Below are 22,337 nucleotides of genomic sequence, written 5' to 3' on the forward strand. Positions count from 1 at the left end.
CCTCTGCCGACAGCCAGTGAATGTGACATTAGACGAGAAACCGACCCAAAGCCCCCTGTGAGCCCTTCCGATGGGCCCACAGGGGGAAGCGACGCCCGACGGATGAACCCCTCGAGCTAACTCCTTGTCAATATCCAGAATCCTGTTTACTGTTTGATCCGTGAACGATTTCGATGACCGTTTCCTCACTCGGAACGGCCTCGCCGCCCGGCAGCTCGCCGTCCTGCTGCTCAACCATGAGCCGGACACCCGCCTGCCCCGCGTGCGCGACTTCGCCGAGGAGCTGGGCTGCGGAAACGGGACCGTTCAGGCTGCCCTGCAGCTACTGGAGGATTCCGGGGCGATCGAGACGACCGCCCGCGGCCATCTCGGCACGTTCCTCGTCCGCTCGGACCGCTCCGTCCTCTGGCGGCTGTCCGGACTCGGCACGCTGCTCGCCGCGATGCCGCTTCCGTACTCACGCAGGTACGAAGGCCTGGCGACCGGGTTGCGCAGCGCCTTCGAGGAAGCGGGCGCCCCGTTCGCGATCACGTTCATGCGGGGCGCCGGAGCCCGTACGGCCGCACTGCTGGAGGGCAAGGTCGACCTCGTCGTCCTGTCCCGCTTCGCGGCCGACCAGCTGATCGCCGAGCACCCGGTGGAGCTGGTCGCCGACCTGGGCCCCGCCACCTACGTCGGCGCACACGGCATGCTGCTGCGGCACGGCGTCGACCTGGACTCCCCCGGGCTGCGGGTGGCCGTCGACCACACCTCCGAGGATCTGCGGATGCTCGTGGAGCGGGTCTTCGCCGGCCGGAAGGACATCGAGTGGCTGGAGGTCTCGTACATGCAGCTGCGCGATCTCTTCGCCCGCAACGAGGTCGACGCCACCGTCTGGAACCTGGACGAGGTGCAGGACCGGCTCGGGCTCGGCGTCGACGTGCTCCCGCTCGGCGACGAGGTCACCCGGGAGCTGTCGCTGCGCAACTCCCGTGCTGCCGTCATCGGCCGGACCGACGGGGCAAAGGCCCTCGCCGCGGTCCGGGACTCACTCGATCTGTCCCTGGTGACCCGGCTGCAGAGCGAAGTACTGCGGGGCGAGCGCGTGCCCTCGTACTGACCGGCGGGTCGGGTGACGCAGATCTCGCGGCACGCTCGTGATCAAAATACAGAATCCTGGTTACTGTTGATTTTAGGAGGACCACCATGGACGACCAGCTCGCACTGCGGATCCAGCTCTTCCGCGAAGGCGGTCAGGTCCGGCCCGAGGTGGCCGACTTCGTCACCGCCGAGCTGACCGCCCTGGAAGCCGACGGCCGCACCGTCACCGAAGCGACCGCGGGCATGCTGACCAGCCATCTGATGATGGCGCTCACCCGGCTCCTCGACGGCGAACCGATCGAGCAGTTCCTCACCGACGACCAGGTCGCCGCCGAACTCGCCGGACACCCCGACGCCGTCGAACGCGCCCGCGCCGTATCCACGCGGGCCGAGCGGGAGCTGGGCGCCGCCCTCCCCGACTCGGAGATCAATTTCCTCGGCATGCACCTCGCCGTCCTGGCTCAGCAGTCACCGGCCACCCCCACTTCCTGACCGGCCCCGGCGCGCGGAACGGACACGTCCCGGCACGCGGAAACAGACACAGAGAGAAGAGACAGCCATGACGAAGATCCTCACCGGCGGAGTCGGCAAGGTCGAGGTCGCCCAGGCCATCGGCAAGCTCGGGATCGACTCCCTCGACGTCGTCACCTCCAGCGACATGGACGCCGCGATGAAGCTCCGTGTCGGACAGGCCGACTACTACCTCGGTACGTGCCACACCGGTGCCGGTGCCTCCCTCGGCGTCCTCGTCGGTCTCATGGGCAGCGCCGCCTGCCACACCTTCGGCCGCAGCGTGCCCACCGAGGAGGAGATCACCGCTCTGATCTCCGACGGCAAGAAGGTCTTCGGCTTCTCGATGGACCAGATCGACGCCATCGCCCCACTCATGGCGCGCGCCATCGCCGCCCGCGGCTGATCCGGCCGCATCTCCCCGTCCCGGGCACGAAGGAGTGATTCGTGAGCACCACACTCGCCGCCGGTACCAGCCTTGATTTCACGCTGGCCCAGCAACTGACCGTGATAGCCCTGTGTGCGCTGACGGCGTACATCTCGCACATGGCTCTGGCCGTCTTCAACGACGGCGTACGTCCGTTCCTGCTGGACTTCATCCAGGGGCGCACCACCCGCAGCGCGACGACGGCGGTCTCCTTCGGCCTCTCCGCCGGGTTCATCTTCGGACTCGGCGCCCCGATGGCACTCTCCACCGGCGTGCTCAACCCGTGGCTCGTCTTCCTGCCCACCGACATCCTCGGCATGCTGGCGCCGAAGAAGTGGCTCGCGCCGATCCTCGGCGGCGCCTGGGGCGCGGTCGTCGTCTTCGGACTGAACGGCGCCAACAACGTCGCGCACGACCTGCCCGTCGACTTCATCACCGCCATGCAGCAGATGTCGACGCCGATCCTCTTCCTCTTCACGCTGTTCCCGGTGCTCGCCATCACCAAGCAGTTCGGCCGCAAGTGGGGCGCCGTCGCCGGAGTCCTGGAACTCGCTCTGGTGGTCATGACCATGAAGGTCTGGCCGAAGACGTTCGCCGGGTCGCTGGCCATGGCCGCCGGCGTGCTGATGCTGATCGCCCTGGCCGTCGCCAAGGACATGAAGCAGCGCAGGGCCGACCGGGCCGCGGGTGTCACCGAAGCCGTCCTGGAGGACGACCCGATGGCCTCGCTCTTCAGCACCAGCGCGGCCCGCCTGCGCAAGTACCTCCCGCTGTTCATGGTGCTCGGCGCCGGAGTCTGTGTGCTGGCCCAGATGCACATATTCGGCGGCGGCGAAGCGACCAGCTTCCTGATCGCCAAGGGGCAGTACTCCGAGGCCGCCCAGGTCGACTTCTACCGGGTCTTCGGCTTCATCCCGCTGATCGCGACGACCGCGCTGGCCTCCGGCGCGTACGGCATCGCGGGATTCACGCTGGTGTACCCCATCGGTTACCTGATGCCGAACCCGTTCCTGGCAGCGGTCGTCGGCGCCGTCGTCTTCGCCGCCGAGGTCCTGGCCCTCTCGTACATCGGCAAGGTTCTCGGCAAGCTCCCCAGCGTCCGTGACTCCTCGGAACACCTGCGCAGCGCGATCGGGGACAGCCTGCAGCTCGCGATCCTCTTCGGCTCGCTGATGGCCGCCAACGCCATGGGCGGCGGACTCGGCATCCTCGTCGTCGGCGGGCTCTACCTGATGAACGAGGCGATGGGCCGGCCGGTCGTGAAGATGGCCGCCGCTCCCGCCGCGGTGATCGTCGGCGGCATCCTCCTCAACGTCCTGTACTGGCTCGACCTGTTCACCCCGATCAAGGGCTGAGGCCGGGTACGTACACGAAGAAGGAACCCCCCACGATGAACCACCCCGCACCGCCCGTCCTGCGCACCGTCGTCGGCGATCTCGCAGCCGATTCCGTGGCCGGCCCCGCCCTCGCCCATGAGCACCTCGTCCTCGACCTGGACCACAGGGGCGACGGCGCGGCCGTCCTCGACCCGGGCCTCCACTCCGCGGCGGTCACCGCCGAGCTCGCCGCCCTGCGCGCCGAGTTCGGTCTCTCCCTCGTCGTCGAACTGACCTGCCACGGCATGGGCCGCGACGTCCGCGCCCTGGCCCGCATCGCCCGGGACGCGCGGATCGCCGTCGTAGCCGCGACCGGCTGGTACTACGAACCGTTCCACACCCCCGAGATCGACGGCAGCAGCGTCGAGGAGCTCACCGGCACGCTCGTCCAGGAGATCGACGGCGGTATCGGCGCCACCGGCATCCGCCCCGGTGTTCTCGGCGAGATCGGCAGCCACGGCGACACCCCGACCGCGCCCGAGGCCAAGGTGCTGCGCGCCAGTGCGCGGGCCGCCCTCGCCACCGGCCTCTCCGTCGCCACCCACGCCCAGCTCGGCCGCGGCGGAATCGCCCAGCTGGAGCTGCTGACCGGGGAGGGCCTGCCCGCCCATCGCATCAGCATCGGCCACCAGGATCTGCTCGACGACCCCGCCGTCCACAAGGAGCTCGCGGCGAGCGGGGCGTACGTCGCGTTCGACACCGTCGGCAAGGACGGCTACCAGAGCGACGACACCCGGCTACGGCTGCTGCTCGCCCTCGTCGAGGCCGGGCACGCCGACCGGGTGCTGCTCAGCTGCGACATCTCCCGCCACGGCTACCTCCTCGACGAGGGCGGCCGGGGATACGGGCATCTCTTCCGGAGTTTCCTGCCCGAGGCCCGTGCTGCCGGTCTCGACGACGACCTGATCGACCTGATGACCCGCCGTAATCCGCTCTGCTTCCTGACCGGCGCGCGCGTGGAGGAGTTCTGACCATGAGCCCTGTACTTCCGCAGACCTTCCCGCTCGCGACGGTGGAACTGGACGACGCGATCGCCAGACAGTTCCGGCTCCTGGAGGCCACCGCCGCGCACTTCGAGGGCCCCCAGCTCTTCGACGCGGACGCCGGCGTCGTCCCCGGTCTCGGCCGCCCCCGCACCACCGCCCGCGTCGAAGCCGTACTCGCGGACTTCTTCGGCGCCGAGGACGCCGCCTTCGTCCAGGGCGCGGGCACCGGCGCGATCCGCGCCGCCCTGGGCGCCGCCGTACGGGCGGGCGACCCGCTGCTCATCCACCGGGCCCCCGTCTACCGCACCACCGAGGTCACGCTGCGCGGCATCGGTGTACGGACCGTCGAGGTCGACTTCAACGACGCGCGGGCGCTGCGCGAGGCCCTGGAGTCCGGCCGGTTCCGGTGGGCCTACGTCCAGCACACCCGGCAGCGGCTCGCCGACTCGTACGACCCCGCGGAGGTCCTCGCCGCCTGCCGGGCCGCCCAAGTCCGCACCCTCGTCGACGACAACTACGCCGTCATGCGCACCCCCGCCTCCGGAGTGGAGCTCGGCGCCGACGCCTCCTGCTTCTCCCTGTTCAAACTGCACGGCCCCGAAGGCGTCGGCATCGTGGTCGGCGCCCGCGATCTGGTCGGGCACATCCGCCGCGACAACTACTCCGGCGGCGGGCAGGTCCAGGGCCATCAGGCGCTCGACGCCCTGCGCGCCCTCACCCACGTACCGGTCATGTGGTCCGTGCAGTCCCGGGTCGGCGCCGAGGTCGCCGAACGGCTGGCCGCGGGCGAAGTGGACGGCGTCGCCGAGGTACGGATCGCCAACGCCCAGGACCGCTGCCTGCTCGTCCGCCTCGACCGGCCGGTCGCGAAGGAGCTGCCCGCCGTCGCCGCCCGCTTCGGGGCCGCTCCCTACCCCGTCGGCTCCAACTCACGCTACGAGATCGCGCCACTCTTCTACCGGATGTCCAGCTCCGCCCTGGACGACTCCCCCGAGCTGGCCGACTGGACCGTACGCATCAACCCGATGCGGGCGGGCGCGGATCTCGTCATCGACATCCTGCGCCGCTCGCTCGACGTGCTGAACGACCCGAAGGACGGCTGACCGTGTTTCTCGACACCGTGCTCACCCGCAACCCCGAGCTCGTCGACGCCGCGGCCACCCTTCACCGGCGTGGCGAGATCCCGCCCGACACCTATGTGATGGACCTCGACGCCGTCGAGGCGAACGCCGCGCTGCTGGCGGCCGAGGCCGAACGGGTCGGTATCGGCCTCTGGTTCGTCGTCAAACAGCTGGGCCGCAACCCGGAGCTGATCAGGGCCGTCGCCCGGCACATCCCCGAGTTCGCCGCCATCGACCCGCCCGAGGCCCGCACCCTGCACGCCGCGGGCGCGCAGGCCGGCAACCTCGGCCACCTGGTCCAGATCCCCCGCCGCGCACTGCCCGAAATGCTGGCCTGGCGCCCCGAGACCGTCACCGTGTTCGACCTCGCCAACGCCCGGGCCGTGTCCGAGACCGCCCGGCGGCTCGGCTTCGTCCAGGACATTCTCGTACGGCTCGAAGGCGCCGAGGGCAGCGTCTACCCCGGCCAGGAGGGCGGCGTCCCGCTCGGCCGCCTCGACTCGTTCGCCGAAGCCGCCGAGCGACTGCCCGGCATCCGGATCGCGGGCGTCACCGCCTTCCCCTGCGTCCTGTGCGACCCGGCGACCGGTATCCCCCGCGCCACCCCCAACTTCGCGCTCGCCCTCAAGGCCCGCGAAGTCCTGGCCGCCCGGGGACACGAGTACCTGAAGCTGAGCGCCCCCAGCGCCACCTCGATGGCGTCCCTCCCGCTGCTCGCCGAACTCGGCGCCACCCACGGCGAACCCGGCCACGCCCTCACCGGCACCACCCCGCTGCACGCCCTCGACCCGCAGCAGCCCGAGAAGCCCGCGTACGTGTACGTCAGCGAGATCGCCCACACCCTCGACGACGGCCGCCCGGCAATCCGCGGCGGCGGCTTCTACGCCCGGTCCCACATCCGCAGCGCCCTGCTGCCGCGCACCGGCGCACGCCTCGGCGTACAGGACGCACCCGCCGAGAACATCGACTACTACCGGCTGCTCGACGCTCCCGCCGACGGCCGGGACGTCCGGCTCGGCGACACCGCACTGCTCGCCTTCCGTACCCAGATCTTCGTCACCCGCTCGAGCGTCGCCGTCGTCTCCGGACTCGCCTCCGGCACACCCCGGCTGAGCGGGCTGTACGACGCCCAGGGCCGGGCCCTGTAAGGCCGGCCCCTGAATAGGAGGCACCCATGGCCAAGACCGTCATCGTCGTCATCGACGGATTCGGCATCGGCGCCATGCCCGACGCGGGCACCCTGCGCCCCGGCGATCTCACCGCCGACACCTGCGGACACGTCCTCGACCACTGCCGCACGGCCCTCGGCCGGCCGCTGCGCCTGCCGGTGCTCGGCGCGCTGGGTCTCGGCCTGGTCCACCCGCACCAGGACCTCGCCCGCCGTACCCATCTGCCCGTCGCCGCGGGCCGCGCCGCGCTGGGCTATCCCGGCGCCGACACCTTCGCGGGCCACCAGACGATGATGGGCGCCGACTTCAGCCGGGTCACCGTGGCCCGGCTCGCCGACCATCTGGCCGAGGTGGCCGCCGCCCTCGAAGCAGCCGGCCACCGCGTCGAACCGCTGGACGGCAAGCCGCTCCTCGTCGTCGACGGCACGGTCCTCGTCCACGACAACCTGGAGGCCGACCCCGGGATCAACTGGAACGCCTCCGGCCGCCTGGAGGACCTGTCCTTCGACGGCGCCGGCGGAATCCTCGCCGTCGCCCGTACCGTCCGCGCGGTCGCGCCCGTCGCCCGGGTCATCGCGGTCGGCGGTCACGCGGACGGCCCGCTGAGGCAGTTCGTGCGCCCCGGCGATGCGGGAACCGTCGGACTCGACACCCCCGCCACCGGCTTCTACCGCAACGGCGGCCTGGAAGTTCAGCACCTGGGCGCCGAGCTCGACCACACCCGCCAGCTCCCCGGTCTGGCCGCCCGCGCCGGCATCCCGGTCACCCTGGTGGGGAAGGCCGCCGACATCCTGGCCTGCGAGGCGGCGCGGCGACACCCGGCCGTGAAGACCGCCGACGTGCTCTCCTGCACCCTCGAAGCGGTACGCGCCCCCGGCGACGCGCTCGTCGTCGCCAACGTCCAGGAGACCGACCTGGCGGGGCACCAGCAGGACACCGAGCGCTACGGACGCCTCCTGGAGCAGGTGGACTCCGGTCTCGCCGGGCTCGTGGCGCTGCTCGACAGCCCCGGCGACCGGCTGATCGTCACCGGCGACCACGGAAACGACCCCACGATCGGGCACGCCTACCACACCCGCGAGTACGTGCCGGTGCTGATCCACCGGCCCGGCACGGACGGCGTGGAACTGCTGCCGGACGCGGACAGCCTCGCGGATGTGGGCGCCACCGCGGCCGCATCGCTGTCCCTGGACCCGGCGGGGCTGGCCAACGGCACGACGCTGCGGCCGGGACGGCACGCCGCATAGGAACATGCGCAGGGGGCGCCCACCATCGGTGGGCGCCCCCTGCGCATGTCGTCGGGCGATCAGCCCATGAACTTCTTGAACTCGTCCGGCAGCTCGAAGTTCTTGTCCTCCTGCGCCGGCAGACCGAACGCACCGCCCTGCGCCGCCGCCTGCTCGCGACGGGCCGCCGCGGCCTGCTCCTCGGCCTTGCGCTTCATCGGGTTGCCGCTCTTGCGCTTGCCCTTGGCCTGCTTGACCTGCTTCTTCTGCCGACCGGGACCGCCACCCATGCCCGGCATCCCCGGCATCCCCGGCATGCCGCCGCCCTGCGCCATCTTCGACATCATCTTGCGCGCATCGAAGAACCGCTCCACCAGGTTCTTCACGGCGCTGACCTCGACACCGGAACCCTTGGCGATACGGGCGCGGCGCGAGCCGTTGATGATCGTCGGCTCGGCGCGCTCCTTCGGGGTCATCGACTTGATGATCGCGGCGGTACGGTCCACGTCGCGCTCGTCGATGTTGTTGATCTGGTCCTTGATCTGCCCCATGCCGGGCAGCATCCCGAGCAGCTTGGAGATGGAGCCCATCTTCCGGACCTGCTCCATCTGGGCCAGGAAGTCGTCGAGCGTGAAGTCCTTGCCCTTGCTGGACGCCAGCTTGGAGGCCATTTTGGCGGCCTCTTCCTGGCTGAAGGTCTTCTCCGCCTGCTCGATCAGGGTGAGCAGGTCGCCCATGTCGAGAATGCGGGACGCCATGCGGTCGGGGTGGAAGGCGTCGAAGTCCTCGAGCTTCTCACCGTTCGACGCGAACATGACCTGCTTGCCCGTGACATGGGCGATCGACAGGGCCGCACCACCGCGGGCGTCACCGTCGAGCTTGGAGAGCACCACGCCGTCGAAGCCGACGCCGTCGCGGAAGGCCTCGGCGGTGTTGACCGCGTCCTGGCCGATCATCGCGTCGACGACGAAGAGGATCTCGTCGGGGCTGACGGCGTCGCGGATGTCCGCGGCCTGCTGCATCAGCTCCTGGTCGATACCGAGGCGGCCGGCGGTGTCGACGATCACGACGTCGTACTGCTTGGAGCGGGCGTGCTCGATCGAGTCCTTGGCGACCTGGACCGGGTCGCCGACGCCGTTGCCCGGCTGCGGCGCGTACACCGCGACACCGGCGCGGTCGGCGACGACGCTGAGCTGGTTCACGGCGTTGGGGCGCTGGAGGTCACAGGCGACGAGCAGCGGGGAGTGGCCCTGGCCCTTGAGCCAGAGGCCGAGCTTTCCGGCGAGGGTGGTCTTACCGGCACCCTGGAGACCGGCGAGCATGATCACGGTGGGCGGGTTCTTGGCGAACCGCAGCCGCCGGGTCTCGCCGCCGAGGATGCCCACGAGCTCCTCGTTGACGATCTTGACGACCTGCTGGGCGGGATTCAGCGCCTGGGAGACCTCGACGCCGCGGGCCCGCTCCTTGACGTTGCCGATGAAGGCGCGGACGACGGGCAGCGCGACATCCGCTTCGAGCAGGGCGATACGGATCTCGCGGGCCGTGGCGTCGATGTCCGCCTCGGACAAGCGGCCCTTGCCCCGGAGGTTCTTGAAAGTCGCGCTAAGGCGGTCGGAGAGAGTATCGAACACGGCGCTCGTCGGTCCTCAGGGTCGGGGGCGGGGCAGGTCAGTCGTCCCCAAGGGTATCCGGAGCCCGGGAAACACAAAGCCCTCGCCCGATTCTCATAGGCGGACGAGGGCCTGTGGGCGCGGCAGCGGGGCTCAGCCCAGCGCCTTCTCGACCTCCCGGGCCACCTCTGCGGCCCGCACCTCGGGCAACGGCTCACCGTCCGTATCCGTGACGTAGAACGCGTCCACCGCGTTCGCACCCAGCGTCGAAACATGCGCACTGCGCACCCGTACCTCGCACTGTTCCAGCGCCCGGCCGATCCGGTGCAGCAGTCCCGGGGCGTCCTGGGCCCGTACCTCGATCACCGTCGCCAGCTGTGAACCGGCCGCCGCCACCGTCACCCTCGGCGGCGGGGCCTTCACCCCGCGCCGCCTCGGGTAGGCGGCCTCGCGTTCGGCGAGTCGGGCCCGGATGTCCAGGGAGCCGTCCAGGGCGCGTACGAGGTCGGCGCGGAGGCGGGTGGCCTGCGGCAGTGAGCCGTACTCGGCCGCGACCCGCCAGCTGAGCAGCAGCAGGTCGGCAAATTCGCCCTCGCCGAGCTCGGTGGGGAGTTCCACGGCCCGCAGGTCGGCTGCTCGCACGGTGAGGCGGTGCAGGGCGAGGACGCCCGCCGCCGCGGGCAGCACGCCGGGGCGGTCGGGCAGGGCGATGAGGAGTTCGACGCCGACGGGTTCCGGTTCGCCGTCCTCGTTCGGGGTCTCGGCCTGGGCGTGCAGGGCGAGGACGGGTTCGCCGGTGCGCAGGGCCTCGATGGCGAGGCGTTCCTGTTCGGCACTGGGCGCGGCGGGTTCCGGTTCCTCCGGGGCCTGTCCGGCAAGCACGGCGGCAACGCGTTTGACGAGGTCGGCGACGAGGGACGCGCGCCAGGTGGACCAGGCGGCGGGCCCGGTGGCGAGTGCGTCGGCCTCGGTGAGGGCGTGCAGGAGCTCCAGGGTGGAGGTGGTGGAGACGGCGGTGGCGACGGAGCGCACGGTCGCCGGGTCGTCGAGGTCGCGGCGGGTGGCGGTCTCGACGAGCAGCAGATGGTGGCGTACGAGGGTGGCGATGACGCCCACGTCGTGCTGGTCGAAGCCGATCCGGGCGGCCATGTCACGGGCGATGACCTCCCCGGCGACGGAGTGGTCGCCGGGCCAGCCCTTGCCGATGTCGTGCAGGAGTGCGGCGACGAGGAGGAGGTCGGGGCGGCCGACGCGACGGGTGAGGGAGGAGGCGCGGACGGCCGCTTCGACGAGGTGGCGGTCGACGGTCCAGGTGTGGACGGGGTTGCGCTGGGGACGGCAGTGGACGCGTTCCCAGTCGGGGAGCAGCCGGGTGATCAGTCCTTCGGCTTCGAGTGCTTCCCAGACGGGGACGGTGGCCTCGCCCGCGCCGAGGAGGGTGACGAGTTCCTCACGGGCCTCGGCGGGCCAGGGCACCGGCAGCGGGCGTGCGGCGGTGGCGAGGTGGCGTACGACGTGGCGGGAGAGCGGGAGTTCGGACTGGGCGGCCGCTGCGGCGGCGCGCAGTACGAGCACGGGGTCGCGTTCGGGGCGGGCGGAGCGGGCGAGGACGACTTCGCCGTCGGCCTCGACGACGCCCTCGGCGAGCGGGGTGCGTTCCGGGGAGGCCGCCTTGCCGCCGCCGAGCATGGCACGCAGCCGGGGGCGCGTGGACCGGGAGCGGAGTACGCGGTTGACCTCGCGCCAGGTGACGTCGGTTGCGTAGGAGACGGTGCGGGCGGCCTCGTACACCTGGCGGAGCAGGGCGTCCGCGTCGAGGAGACCGAGGGCGGTGGCGACCTGGTCCTGTTCCTGAAGGGCGAGGCGGTCGGTGGCACGGCCGGTGGTGAGGTGGAGCGCGTCGCGGGCGTCGAGGAGGACGCGACGGGCTTCGGCGAGGCCTTCGCGGGGGGCGTCGGCGACCCAGGAGGCGGCGACGGCGCGCAGGGCGGTGGCGTCGCGCAGTCCGCCGCGGGCCTCCTTGAGGTCGGGTTCGAGGAGGAACTGGAGCTCGCCCTGGCGTTCGGCGCGTTCGCGGCAGAGCTCGTCGAGGGCGGGGAGGCGTTTGGGGGCCTGGTTGCGCCAGTCGGCGAGGATCGTGGTGCGCAGGGCGGCGACGAGGCCGAGGTCTCCGGCGACGGGCCGGGCGTCGAGCAGTCCGAGTTGGACCTTGAGGTCCTCGCCGGCTGTTTTCCGGGCTTCGGCGGGGGTGCGTACGGAGTGGTCGAGGGCGAGGCCGAGGTCCCAGACGGGGTACCAGATGCGGTCGGCGAGGGAGGCGATGGCCCCGGCGTCGGCGTTGCCGTCGTGCAGGAGCAGGAGGTCGAGGTCGCTGCGCGGGGAGAGTTCGCCGCGGCCGTAGCCGCCGACGGCGACGAGGGCGGCGCCGCGGACGCCGGTCTGTTCGGCCGCGGCGATGAACAGCGCGGTGAGCCAGTCGTCGGTGAGCGATGCGAGGGCCGCACGGCGCGGCGGCCCGGACTGCGCCTTCTCCTGGAGGAGGCGCAGCCGGGCCGCCGCGTAGCTGCTGGGTTCCGAGTCTTCGGATTCGGTGGTCGCTTCGGTACTCGTCACCCGGCTGCCTTTCGTTTCGGGACCGTGGGTCAGAGTGCGTCCGGGCCGCGTTCGCCCGTTCGTACCCGAATCGCGGTGTCGACCGGCACGCTCCAGACCTTGCCGTCTCCGATCTTGCCGGTTCGGGCTGCCTTCACGACAACGTCGATGAGCTGTTCGGAGTCCTCGTCCTCGACGAGGACCTCGATACGGATCTTGGGGACGAGGTCGACGGTGTACTCGGCGCCCCGGTAGACCTCGGTGTGGCCGCGCTGGCGCCCGTAACCGCTGGCCTCCGTGACCGTGAGGCCCTGGATGCCGAAGGCCTGGAGGGCCTCCTTGATCTCGTCGAGCCGGTGTGGCTTCACGACTGCGGTGATGAGCTTCATGCGTCCACCTTCTTCGTCTGCGGTGCTGCCGTCGTGCCCGGTGCCGGTGCGGAGGCCGTGGTGCGCAGGGCCGCGCCGCCGCCCGCTCCGCTGAAGTCGTACGCGGTCTCGGCGTGTTCGACCTGGTCGATGCCGGAGATCTCGTCGTCCTCGTCGACCCGCATCCCGATCGTCCTGTCCAGGAGGAAGGCGAGGATCGCGGAGACGACCAGAGAGTACGCGAGGACGGCGAAGACACCGACGGCCTGCTTGCCGAGCTGGTCGAGGCCGCCGCCGTAGAAGAGGCCCTTGGCGTCGGACTGGACACCGCCGGTGGCGAAGAAGCCGACGAGGAGGGAACCGGCGACACCGCCGACGAGGTGGACGCCGACGACGTCCAGGGAGTCGTCGTAACCGAACCTGTACTTCAGGCCGACGGCCATGGCGCACAGGACACCGGCGATGGCGCCGACCGCGATGGCGCCGAGCGGGCTGACCGCGCCGCCGGAAGGTGTGATGGCGACGAGGCCCGCTACCGCGCCGGAGGCCGCACCGAGGGTGGTGAAGGAGCCGTGGCGGAGCTTCTCGTAACCGAGCCAGGCGAGCATCGCGGCAGCGGTGGCGACCTGGGTGTTGACGAACATGACCGCGCCGACGCCGTCGTCGTTGCCGAGCCACGAGCCGGCGTTGAAGCCGAACCAGCCGAACCAGAGCAGTCCGGCACCGAGCATGACGATCGGCAGGCTGTGCGGCCGCATCGGGTCCTTTTTGAAGCCGACGCGCTTGCCGATGACGAGGATCACGCCGAGCGCCGCGGCACCTGCGTTGATGTGGACGGCCGTACCGCCGGCGAAGTCGATGACGCCGAGCTCGAAGAGCCAGCCGCCCGCGCCCCAGACCCAGTGGGCGACGGGGAAGTAGACGACGGTGACCCAGAGCGTGATGAACAGGGCCCAGGAGGTGAACTTGACCCGGTCGGCGAGGGCGCCGCTGATCAGTGCGGGGGTGATGACGGCGAACATCAGCTGGAAGACGGCGAAGACGTAGACGGGGATCGTGTAGCCGTCCCAGAGCTGGGTGATACCGATCCCGCTGAGGCCGACGTAGTCCGAGCTCCAGCCGATGACGGAGCCGATGTCGGTGCCGAAGGCGAGGCTGAATCCGTAGAGCACCCACAGGATCGTGACGATTCCGAGGCTGATGAAGCTCATCATCAGCATGTTGAGGGTGCTCTTGACGCGGACCATGCCTCCGTAGAAGAAGGCCAGGCCCGGGGTCATGAGCATCACCAGGGCGGAGCAGATGAGCATGAACCCGGTGTTGGCGGCAGACAGCGTCGGGGCGTCTGCGGCTAGCGTCGTGATGCCTGGGGGCATCGGCGTCTCCTCGTCGTCGGTGCGGCCGCGTGCGGGCGATAAGAGCGGGGTGCGGGCCGGTTATGCGCCATGAGATTCGCCCAGCACGATTTCCGCCGATGCCGCACGGTGTTTCGCGACAGTGACGAAGAGGTCCGGTGTGTTACGTCACCATGAACCGGCCGTGGCGTATCCGGGGCCGGGCCTACTCTGCGGCCGGGGCCGCATACGGTGCGGTTACGACTCTCCCGTACGGGAACGGCAACACGAACCGGCCACGCCGACCACCCGCTGACCTGGCAATTGGGGGAGCCGAAGTCGGTCTGTGCGGGGTGGTCGCCGTGGCCGGGGCCTGGGGTGCGGCTCAGACCGCTTCTGCGGTCTCGGGCAGCTGCTCGGTGAGGAGATCGGTGAGCCTGGTGACCTCGGGAATGTCTCCGAAGTCCCTGGCAGCGGTGTCGACGGTCTTGCGGAGCCGGGTGTTGACGCGCTCGGAGCGGATCTTCTTGGCCACGCGCAGCGCCTTCTCGGCCAGCACCGTGGACTGCTCGGGCTCGCGCTGGAGAAGGTGGACGGTGGCGAGGCCGACCAGGTTGAGTGCGTACGACCGCTGGTGCTCGTCGTCCTCGCCGAAGAGCTGGACGGCCTTCTCCATGAGGGGTTCGGCGAGCGTGGCGTACGTGGGGCTGCGGCCCGCGACATAGGCGAGGTCGCGGTACGAGTGGGAGTTCTCGCCGTTGAGCTCGGCCTCGGAGAAGAAGCGGATCCAGTCGGGCTCGGGCTCACCGTCGATCCCGACATCGAGGAAGGTGTCCTCGGCCATCCGGACGGCTCGTTTGCACTTGCTGGGCTGGCCCATGTTGGCGTACGCACGAGCCTCCATCGCATACAGCATGGCCTGGGTGCGCGGAGTGGCGCAGTCCCGGCTGCCGTACTGCGCGAGATGGATCAGTTCGAGGGCGTCGTCGGGCCGTCCGAGGTGGATCATCTGGCGGCTCATGCTGGACAGAACATACGAACCGAGCGGTTTGTCGCCGGCCTCTTTCGAGGCGTGGAGCGCGAGGACGAAGTACTTCTGAGCGGTGGGCTGAAGGCCGACGTCGTAGCTCATCCAGCCCGCCAGCTCCGCCAGTTCGGCCGCGCAGCGGAAAAGCCGCTTGGCAGTGGCTGCCGGCTGCGGTTCCTGCAGCAGGTCGGTGACCTCGTGGAGTTGGCCGACGACGGCCTTGCGACGCAGCCCGCCGCCGCACTGCGCATCCCACTGGCGGAACATCGCGGTGGTCGACTCCAGCAGGTCGAGCTCGGGGCTGGAGAGCCGGGAGGGTCGGCGGGCCGCAACGGCCGACTCCGGCTGTGCGGGCCCGGTGGCGGCGACGGGCACCAGCCAGCGCTGCATGGGCTCGATCAGGGCGGGTCCTGCGGCGAGCGCGAGCGAGGAGCCGAGAAATCCGCGGCGGGCGAGCATGAGATCGCTGCGGGAGAACTCGCTGAGCAGGGCGACGGTCTGCGGGCCCGCCCAGGGCAGGTCGACACCGGACACGGATGGTGACTGATGCGCCACGCGCAGCCCGAGGTCCTCGATGGCGACGACGGAGCCGAAGCGCTCCGAGAAGAGCTCGGAGAGGATGCGCGGGATCGGCTCGCGCGGCTGTTCACCGTCGAGCCAGCGCCGCACCCGGGAGGTGTCGGTGCTGATGTGGTGAGCGCCCATCTGGCGCGCCCGGCGGTTCACCTGCCGCGCCAGCTCGCCCTTGGACCAGCCGCTGCGCACGAACCATGAGCCCAATTGCCCGTTGGGGCGCTTACCGGCATTCGTATCGCCTGCGCCGCTGCCACTCACTGGAACGCCCCCATCCGCTGAATACTGTCGCGCGAACCACTACCGGATTGCCCTGATCCAATGCTGCCCGTACGGAGGTCGCGCACGATCGAACAGGAAATCGAGTTGCCTCCGGCATACCCATGGGCGCACATACTTCCATGGTTCGTGTACCGACGGTAATCCCACGATCACCGCCTCCGTGAGGGCGATTACAGAAACGCCACCATTCGCCACCCCTTCGAATGAACGCCACCACCGTCGGGCGCGATTCACTTGACAGACGGCGATCAGCAGTGGGCGCAGTGACGCACGACGGGCCGCATGGAACATGCCGCAGGACTCCGAGTGCACCGGCGCGCCACGGATCGCCGGCAACGACGGAGCATCACGATTTGACTCCGCGTCGTAACCACTGGCGAGTCGGACACGTTGGAGGGGGCATGGGCTTCACGATCGGCGGCATCCGCGAGATGCGTACCGGCTCACGGCGCCGCGGCCGTGCGGCCGAGTGCACGGCAGTGGCCGAGTACACAGGGCTGTGGGGCTGGGCCGTCGCGCCGGGAGCGCGGGCCGCAGCCGGCCGCTGCTCGTGCGGGGAGGCGCGGTGCCCCTCCCCCGGCGCCCATCCACTGGACTTCGCCGGCGAGGTCCCCGCAGGGGCCACACTCGACACGGCGGCGGACGCCTGGGCCCAGGTGCCGGGCGCCTCGATGCTGCTTCCGGTGGGCCGCACCTTCGACATCCTCGACGTCGCCGAAGCGGCCGGGCGCCGGGCCCTCGTCCGCATGGAGCGGATGGGGCTGCCACTCGGCCCGGTCGCGATGACACCGGCCGGGCGGGCTCAGTTCTTCGTGGCCCCGGGTGCCGCCGCCGAGCTACCGCAGTTGCTGTACCGGATGGGCTGGGACGACGCGGGTCTGGACCTGCGGGCGCTGGGGCCCGGCTGCCACATCACCGCCCCGCCGTCCGACGAGGGCGGCCTGGGCCCGGTCCGGTGGCTGCGCCCGCCCGTGCTGGACACGGCTGCCGCACCGCCGCAGGCGCGGCTGCTGCTGGGCACGCTGGCGTACAGCTGCCATCGCGCGCCCCTCTGCGGCTGAACCGCTGCCGCTTTCGCGGAGGTGGGGTCCCCGCCGTCGGGGTTGCTCAATCGGTGGCCGCTCTCAGACACAGAGCCCGGTAGTCCCGGGCGCAGAGCCCGACAGGACGAAGAGCCCGACCGCAGTTGCCTCATGCGGTCGGGCTCTGTTGCGGGCGCGCGAGGCGTCAGTCTCCGATCAGGGCGTCCACGAACGCCTCCGGCTCGAACGGAGCCAGATCGTCCGGTCCCTCGCCGAGACCGACCAGCTTCACCGGTACGCCCAGTTCACGCTGGACGGCGATGACGATGCCACCCTTGGCGGTGCCGTCCAGCTTGGTCAGCACGATGCCGGTGATGTCGACGACCTCGGCGAACACCCGGGCCTGCACCAGACCGTTCTGTCCGGTCGTGGCGTCGAGGACGAGCAGGATCTCGTCGAGCGGTCCGTGCTTCTCGACGACGCGCTTGACCTTGCCGAGCTCGTCCATGAGCCCGGTCTTGGTGTGCAGCCGTCCCGCGGTGTCGATGAGGACGACATCGGCGCCCTCGGCGATCCCTTCCTTCACCGCGTCGAAGGCGATCGACGCCGGGTCGCCGCCCTCGGGCCCTCGCACGGTGCGGGCGCCGACGCGCTCGCCCCAGGTCTGGAGCTGGTCGGCGGCGGCGGCCCGGAAGGTGTCGGCAGCGCCGAGCACGACGCTGCGGCCGTCGGCGACGAGCACCCGCGCCAGCTTGCCGGTGGTGGTGGTCTTGCCGGTTCCGTTGACGCCGACGACCATCACGACACCTGGGGTGTCGACACCACTCTCCGTCTTGACCGCACGGTCGAAGTCGGTGCCGAGCAGGGTGAGGAGCTCCTCGCGCAGCAGCGAGCGCAGCCCTTCGGGGGTACGGGTGCCGAGAACGCGGACGCGTTCACGGAGCCGCTCCACCAGTTCCTGGGTGGGTGCGACACCGACGTCGGCGGTGAGGAGCGTGTCCTCGATCTCCTCCCAGGTGTCCTCATCGAGGTTGTCGCGGGACAGGAGCGTGAGCAGCCCCTTACCGAGGGAGTTCTGCGAGCGGGCGAGCCGGGCACGCAGCCGTACCAGACGGCCCGCGGTGGGCTCGGGCACCTCGAGGGCGGGGGCGGCGGGCACCTCCGGCTCGACAGCCCCGGGGGCTTCCTCGGCGGGAGCCTCGGCCGAAGGGGGACCGACCTCCTCGATGGTGCGGCGCGGTTCCTCGCGCGGCGTCTCGGCTTCCTCGCCGACATGGGGCTCGGCGGGAGGAGTGATGGTCGGCGTGCTCGACGGTGCCGGGGGCAGCTGCTTCTTCTTGCGGCTGCTGACCACGAGCCCGCTGATCACGCCGACCGCGACCAGGGCGATGACTACAGCAAGGATGACGAATTCCATAACCCACCCAGTATCAGTCACGTCCGCCGCGGGGGGCCGCCCCGAAAGATCATCTCGCATCCCCTCGGGTGTTATGCACCTTTTGGCGGTAAAGGTACGATCCTGCCTGTGGAGACCCGTGGCCTGGAACCCGTCCCCGACAGCGAGCGCACCGGGCGGGTCCGGACCCTCTTCCCCACCTGGGCCGGCGCGAACCTGACCGTGCTGCTGCTCACCATGGGTGCGCGGCTCGTCGTCTTCAACGGGCTGAACTTCTGGCAGGTACTGGCCGTCGCGATCGCGGCGCCGGTCTTCAGTTTCGGACTGGTCGGCCTGGTCTCGATCGCGGGCAAACAGGGCGGGGCTCCCGGCATGGCACTCTCCCGGGCAGTCTTCGGCCAGCGCGGCAACCTGCTGCCCGGTGCGCTGATCTGGATCGCCCGCTGGGGCTGGGAGACGGTGAACGCCGTAACCGGCACCTACGCCCTGCTCGCCGTGCTGAATCTGCTCTTCTCCATCGAGAGCAACAACACCCTGATCATGGCGACCCTGATCGCCTTCGTGGGGAGCAGCTTCCTGGTGTCGGGGCTGGGCGTGCACGCCCTGCGGGCGTGCTGCATCTGGTCGGCGTATCTCTTCGGAGGCTTCAGCGTCCTCGTACTGATCCACCTCATCGGCCGGACCGAATGGAGGGACGTCCTGGGCAGGCCCGCCGGGCCCACGGCAATGATGATCGCCGGAGTCGGCACACTGGCGGCCGGCGGGATCAGCTGGGTTCCCACCGGTCCCGACTTCGCCCGCTATCTGCCGCGCACCGCGTCCGGCCGCGCGATGATCGTGGCGACCGTGAGCGGCGCCGGGATCGTGTTTCTGCCGATGGTGCTGATGGGCTCCGTGATGGCGGTCACCACGCCGGGCCTGGCAGTCACCCAGGATCCGGTCTCGTTCATCGGCCCCCTGCTGCCGGACTGGCTCTCGGTGCCGTATCTGCTGATCGCCGTGGCCGGCATGGTGCTGATCAATGCGATGTCGATGTATTCGGCCGGATTCACCGCACAGACGCTGGGATTCATGATCCCCCGCGCGTGGGCGGTCGGGGTGAATGCCGCCATCAGTCTGTTTCTGGGCTCGTTGCTGATGATGACGGCGGCGGGTTTCCTGGATTCCTTCGTATCTTTTCTGACGCTGCTCGCGGTGACGTTCTCGGCATGGATCGGCGTCTTCGGTGTGGATCAGCTGCGGGGGCGTACGTACGACCCCGCGGCACTCCTGGACACCACACCGGCCAGCGCCTACTGGTACACAGGAGGGTTCGCCGTGACCGCCGTGACCGCGTGGACCGTGGGCCTGGTGGTGGGCCTGCTCTTCACCGGCGTGGAGTGGTTCTCCGGCCCGCTCGCCGCCACCTGGATCGGGCGCCACGGACTGGGCTGGGCGGCCACGATCGCCGTGTCCGCCGCGCTGTACGCGATCCTGCCGCGTCCCGACGGCCGGGAACGGCCCGGAGGCGTCGCACCTCTACACTTCTGACGCTTCGTCAGCTAGTGTCCCGCCTCGCCGAGTCCGCCCGACGCAGGGGACAAGTGTCATGGCCTTCACAGTGGTCCGGTTCAATCTCGTCGATCCCGATGCCACCCCCGAGTCGCTCTCGGCCCGGTACCGTGCCGCGCTGGAGATGGCCGCGTACGCCGACGAGCACGGCGTCGACACCGTACAGACCGAGGAGCATCACGGCGCCGCCAACTCCTGGCTGCCCTCCCCCTTCGTCTTCGCGGGTTCGGTCTTCGGCGCCACCCGCCGGATCGCGGTCACCGTCTCGGCGATCATCGGCCCCCTGCACGACCCGTTGCGGCTGGCCGAGGACATCGCGGTCCTGGACCTGCTGAGCGCGGGCAGGCTGGTCACGGTGGCGGGGATCGGCTACCGGCCCGAGGAGTACGAACAGGCGGGTGTCGAATGGGGCAGGCGCGGCCGCCTCCAGGACGAGCTCCTGGAGACGTTGTTGCAGGCGTGGACCGGGGAACCGTTCCCGTACCGGGGCCGTGCGGTCCGGATCACGCCACGCCCGTACACCCAACCGCACCCGATGCTGCTGGTGGGCGGCAGCTCACGGGCGGCGGCGCGGCGGGCGGCCCGGCTCGGACTGCCGTTCTTCCCGAGCGCGCATCTGCCGGAACTGGAGGCGTACTACCACGAGCAGCGTGCGGAATTCGGGACGGACGGCTTCTGCATGATGCCGTCCGCCGAGACGCCGTTGCTGCATGTGTCCGAGGACCCGGACCGGACCTGGGCGGAGTACGGCGAGCACTTCCTGCACGAGGCTCGTACGTACACCTCCTGGCAGTCCAAGGACATCCGCTCGGCCGTGCGCTCGGCGGCGACGACGGTGGCGGAGCTGCGGGAGGAGGGGGTCTACCGGGTCATCACGCCGGACGAGTGCGCCGGGGCGGCCGGGGAACTGGACAGCCTGGTGCTGCATCCGCTGTGCGGCGGGATGCCCGTCGAGGAGGGGTGGCGCAGCCTGCGGCTGTTCTGCGAGGCGGTCGCGCGTTGACCCGGGCCACCGGAATACCCCGGCGCGCAGGTGCGGGCCGGGGCATTCCGTGGTCGAGGAGAGGGGCAGCGGGGATTAGCCCATCTCCTCCAACGCCTTGCCCTTGGTCTCCTTCACGAACTTGAGCACGAAGGGGATCGAGAGCGTGGCGAAGCATGCGTAGATGATGTACGTGCCCGACAGGTTCCAGTCGGACAGGCTCGGGAAGCTCGCGGTGATCGCCCAGTTGGCGATCCACTGCGCGGACGCGGCGACGCCGAGCGCGGCGGCGCGGATCTTGTTCGGGAACATCTCGCCGAGGAAGACCCAGACCACGACACCCCACGACAGGGCGAAGAAGAGCACGAACACATGGGCCGCGACGAGCGCCACGATGCCCTGGGTGTGCGGCAGTTTGCCGTCGACCAGGTGGGCGGAGAAGGCCCAGGCCTCGAAGGCGAGGGCGATGGCCATACCGGTGGAGCCGACCAGCGCGAGCGGCTTGCGGCCCACCCGGTCCACCAGCACCATCGCGATCACGGTACCGACGATGTTGATGATCGACGTGGTGAACGAGTAGAGGAACGAGGCCGAGGGGTCGATGCCGACGGACTGCCACAGCGTCGCCGAGTAGTAGAACGCCACGTTGATGCCGACGAGTTGCTGGAAGACCGACAGGCCGATACCGACCCAGACGATCGGCAGGAATCCGAAGCGGCCGCCGAGCAGGTCCTTGAACCTGGACTTGTGCTCACGGTGCATGGCGGTCTCGATCTCGGCCACCCGGGCGTCGAGGTCGACGTTCTTGCCTTCGACCTCCTCGAGGATCTGCCGGGCCCGGTCCTTCTTGCCGACCGAGATCAGGAACCGCGGCGACTCGGGGATCGCGAACGACAGGAGTCCGTACAGGACGGCGGGGACGACCATCACGCCGAGCATCCACTGCCAGGCCTCGATGCCGCCGATCTTGCCGCGCTGATCTCCGTCGGCGAGCTGCAGAATGCCGTAGTTGACCAGCTGGGAGATGGCGATGCCGATGACGATCGCCGCCTGCTGGAAGGAGCCGAGCCGGCCACGGTAGGCGGGCGGCGAGACCTCGGCGATGTACGCCGGGCCGATCACCGACGCCATGCCGATGGCGAAGCCGCCGATGATGCGCCACATCGCAAGGTCCCAGAGCGCGAACGGAAGCGCGGAACCGACGGCGCTGATGGTGAAGAGCACGGAGGCGATCTGCATGCAGCGGATTCGGCCGATGCGGTCGGCGATGCGCCCCGCCGTGGCCGCGCCGATCGCACAGCCGATCAGGGCGATGGCGATGACCTGGGCGAGCGTTCCCGAGCCGATGTCGTACCGGCTGCGGATCGCCTCGACGGCGCCATTGATGACGGAACTGTCGTAGCCGAACAGGAAGCCACCCATCGCAGCGGCTGCCGTGATGAAGATGACATGGCCGAGGTGGTCCGGATGGGCCTCTCGGGCCCCGGACGCCGGTCCCTGCGATGTGCTGGTCACATGTACTCCTGATGCCTGGCAGCGTCGTCAGGTGTGGGGGCGAGCTCTTGTGGGGGAGCGAGCTCTTCCAAGTGGCGCATAACTTCATGACCGCCACCACTTGAACGTAAAGACGACGTTTCAGAGAGTATGTCTTCAAGTTTCGAAGTCAAGATTTGCGATCGGCGCACACTACGCAGGAACACTCAAA

Annotated in this window: 18 protein-coding genes; 11 read left to right on the forward strand and 7 right to left on the reverse strand. The window is 70.1% G+C overall.

The annotated features are described in order from the left end of the window. Window positions 1–160 precede the first annotated feature (160 nt). The 8 genes from yhfZ to NRF20_RS13545 all read left to right on the forward strand — a co-directional run bounded on the left by yhfZ (window position 161) and on the right by NRF20_RS13545 (window position 7,916). The gene (yhfZ, locus tag NRF20_RS13510) at window positions 161–1,099 is read left to right on the forward strand and encodes a GntR family transcriptional regulator YhfZ (RefSeq protein WP_114246907.1); all 939 of its coding nucleotides are present in this window, start codon (window positions 161–163) and stop codon (window positions 1,097–1,099) included. Between the two features lie 86 nt (window positions 1,100–1,185). Beyond that, window positions 1,186–1,572, forward strand: a complete 387-nt coding sequence (locus tag NRF20_RS13515) for a PRD domain-containing protein (protein ID WP_266357532.1) — start codon at window positions 1,186–1,188, stop codon at window positions 1,570–1,572. 67 nt (window positions 1,573–1,639) lie between these two features. Then, a complete protein-coding gene (locus NRF20_RS13520; protein WP_398630286.1) occupies window positions 1,640–1,996 on the forward strand; it encodes a DUF2620 domain-containing protein in 357 nt (118 codons plus the stop codon). Between the two features lie 41 nt (window positions 1,997–2,037). Then, window positions 2,038–3,372, forward strand: coding sequence for a YhfT family protein (locus NRF20_RS13525; RefSeq protein WP_398630287.1), 1,335 nt, complete (start codon window positions 2,038–2,040; stop codon window positions 3,370–3,372). A 35-nt stretch (window positions 3,373–3,407) separates the two neighbouring features. After that, window positions 3,408–4,364, forward strand: coding sequence for a phosphotriesterase (locus tag NRF20_RS13530; protein ID WP_413752629.1), 957 nt, complete (start codon window positions 3,408–3,410; stop codon window positions 4,362–4,364). Window positions 4,365–4,366: 2 nt separating this feature from the next. Next, entirely contained in the window at window positions 4,367–5,482 is a 1,116-nt protein-coding gene (locus NRF20_RS13535) for an aminotransferase class V-fold PLP-dependent enzyme (RefSeq protein ID WP_266357539.1), read from the forward strand. 2 nt (window positions 5,483–5,484) lie between these two features. Further along, window positions 5,485–6,648: an alanine racemase gene (locus NRF20_RS13540; RefSeq protein WP_413752630.1), complete on the forward strand. Its 1,164-nt coding sequence runs from the start codon at window positions 5,485–5,487 to the stop codon at window positions 6,646–6,648. A 26-nt stretch (window positions 6,649–6,674) separates the two neighbouring features. After that, window positions 6,675–7,916 (forward strand): phosphopentomutase, encoded by a 1,242-nt coding sequence (locus NRF20_RS13545; RefSeq protein WP_398630290.1) that lies wholly within the window; start codon window positions 6,675–6,677, stop codon window positions 7,914–7,916. Between the two features lie 59 nt (window positions 7,917–7,975). On the opposite strand, the gene ffh is transcribed toward NRF20_RS13545, so the two are convergent. From ffh to NRF20_RS13570, 5 genes are all read right to left on the reverse strand, one after another. Next, complete coding sequence (gene ffh / locus NRF20_RS13550; protein WP_266357542.1) at window positions 7,976–9,526, reverse strand: signal recognition particle protein; 1,551 nt, start codon at window positions 9,524–9,526, stop codon at window positions 7,976–7,978. A 132-nt stretch (window positions 9,527–9,658) separates the two neighbouring features. Next, on the reverse strand, window positions 9,659–12,118 hold the full coding sequence (locus tag NRF20_RS13555; RefSeq protein WP_398630291.1) for a [protein-PII] uridylyltransferase: 2,460 nt from the start codon (window positions 12,116–12,118) through the stop codon (window positions 9,659–9,661). 29 nt (window positions 12,119–12,147) lie between these two features. Beyond that, the gene (locus tag NRF20_RS13560; RefSeq protein ID WP_093899110.1) at window positions 12,148–12,486 is read right to left on the reverse strand and encodes a P-II family nitrogen regulator; all 339 of its coding nucleotides are present in this window, start codon (window positions 12,484–12,486) and stop codon (window positions 12,148–12,150) included. Beyond that, window positions 12,483–13,841: an ammonium transporter gene (locus NRF20_RS13565; RefSeq protein WP_398630292.1), complete on the reverse strand. Its 1,359-nt coding sequence runs from the start codon at window positions 13,839–13,841 to the stop codon at window positions 12,483–12,485. Before NRF20_RS13565 ends, NRF20_RS13560 begins: the two co-directional genes overlap by 4 nt. 343 nt (window positions 13,842–14,184) lie before the next feature. Then, on the reverse strand, window positions 14,185–15,660 hold the full coding sequence (locus NRF20_RS13570) for a hypothetical protein (protein WP_398630293.1): 1,476 nt from the start codon (window positions 15,658–15,660) through the stop codon (window positions 14,185–14,187). Between the two features lie 422 nt (window positions 15,661–16,082). Between NRF20_RS13570 and NRF20_RS13575 the strand changes: the two genes are divergently transcribed. Further along, entirely contained in the window at window positions 16,083–16,742 is a 660-nt protein-coding gene (locus tag NRF20_RS13575) for a bifunctional DNA primase/polymerase (RefSeq protein WP_398630294.1), read from the forward strand. 166 nt (window positions 16,743–16,908) lie between these two features. On the opposite strand, the gene ftsY is transcribed toward NRF20_RS13575, so the two are convergent. Next, window positions 16,909–18,120, reverse strand: a complete 1,212-nt coding sequence (gene ftsY, locus NRF20_RS13580; RefSeq protein WP_413752631.1) for a signal recognition particle-docking protein FtsY — start codon at window positions 18,118–18,120, stop codon at window positions 16,909–16,911. A gap of 108 nt (window positions 18,121–18,228) precedes the next feature. Between ftsY and NRF20_RS13585 the strand changes: the two genes are divergently transcribed. Both NRF20_RS13585 and NRF20_RS13590 read left to right on the forward strand, forming a co-directional pair. After that, a complete protein-coding gene (locus tag NRF20_RS13585; protein WP_413752632.1) occupies window positions 18,229–19,629 on the forward strand; it encodes a purine-cytosine permease family protein in 1,401 nt (466 codons plus the stop codon). A 58-nt stretch (window positions 19,630–19,687) separates the two neighbouring features. Then, the gene (locus NRF20_RS13590; RefSeq protein WP_398630297.1) at window positions 19,688–20,653 is read left to right on the forward strand and encodes an LLM class flavin-dependent oxidoreductase; all 966 of its coding nucleotides are present in this window, start codon (window positions 19,688–19,690) and stop codon (window positions 20,651–20,653) included. 75 nt (window positions 20,654–20,728) lie between these two features. Here NRF20_RS13590 and NRF20_RS13595 read toward each other — a convergent pair whose 3' ends face one another. Next, window positions 20,729–22,147: a sugar porter family MFS transporter gene (locus NRF20_RS13595; RefSeq protein WP_398630298.1), complete on the reverse strand. Its 1,419-nt coding sequence runs from the start codon at window positions 22,145–22,147 to the stop codon at window positions 20,729–20,731. Between the last annotated feature and the right edge of the window lie 190 nt (window positions 22,148–22,337).

It is taken from the genome of Streptomyces sp. R-74717, assembly GCF_047305335.1.
In the GTDB taxonomy this organism is placed as follows: Bacteria; Actinomycetota; Actinomycetes; order Streptomycetales; family Streptomycetaceae; genus Streptomyces; species Streptomyces atratus.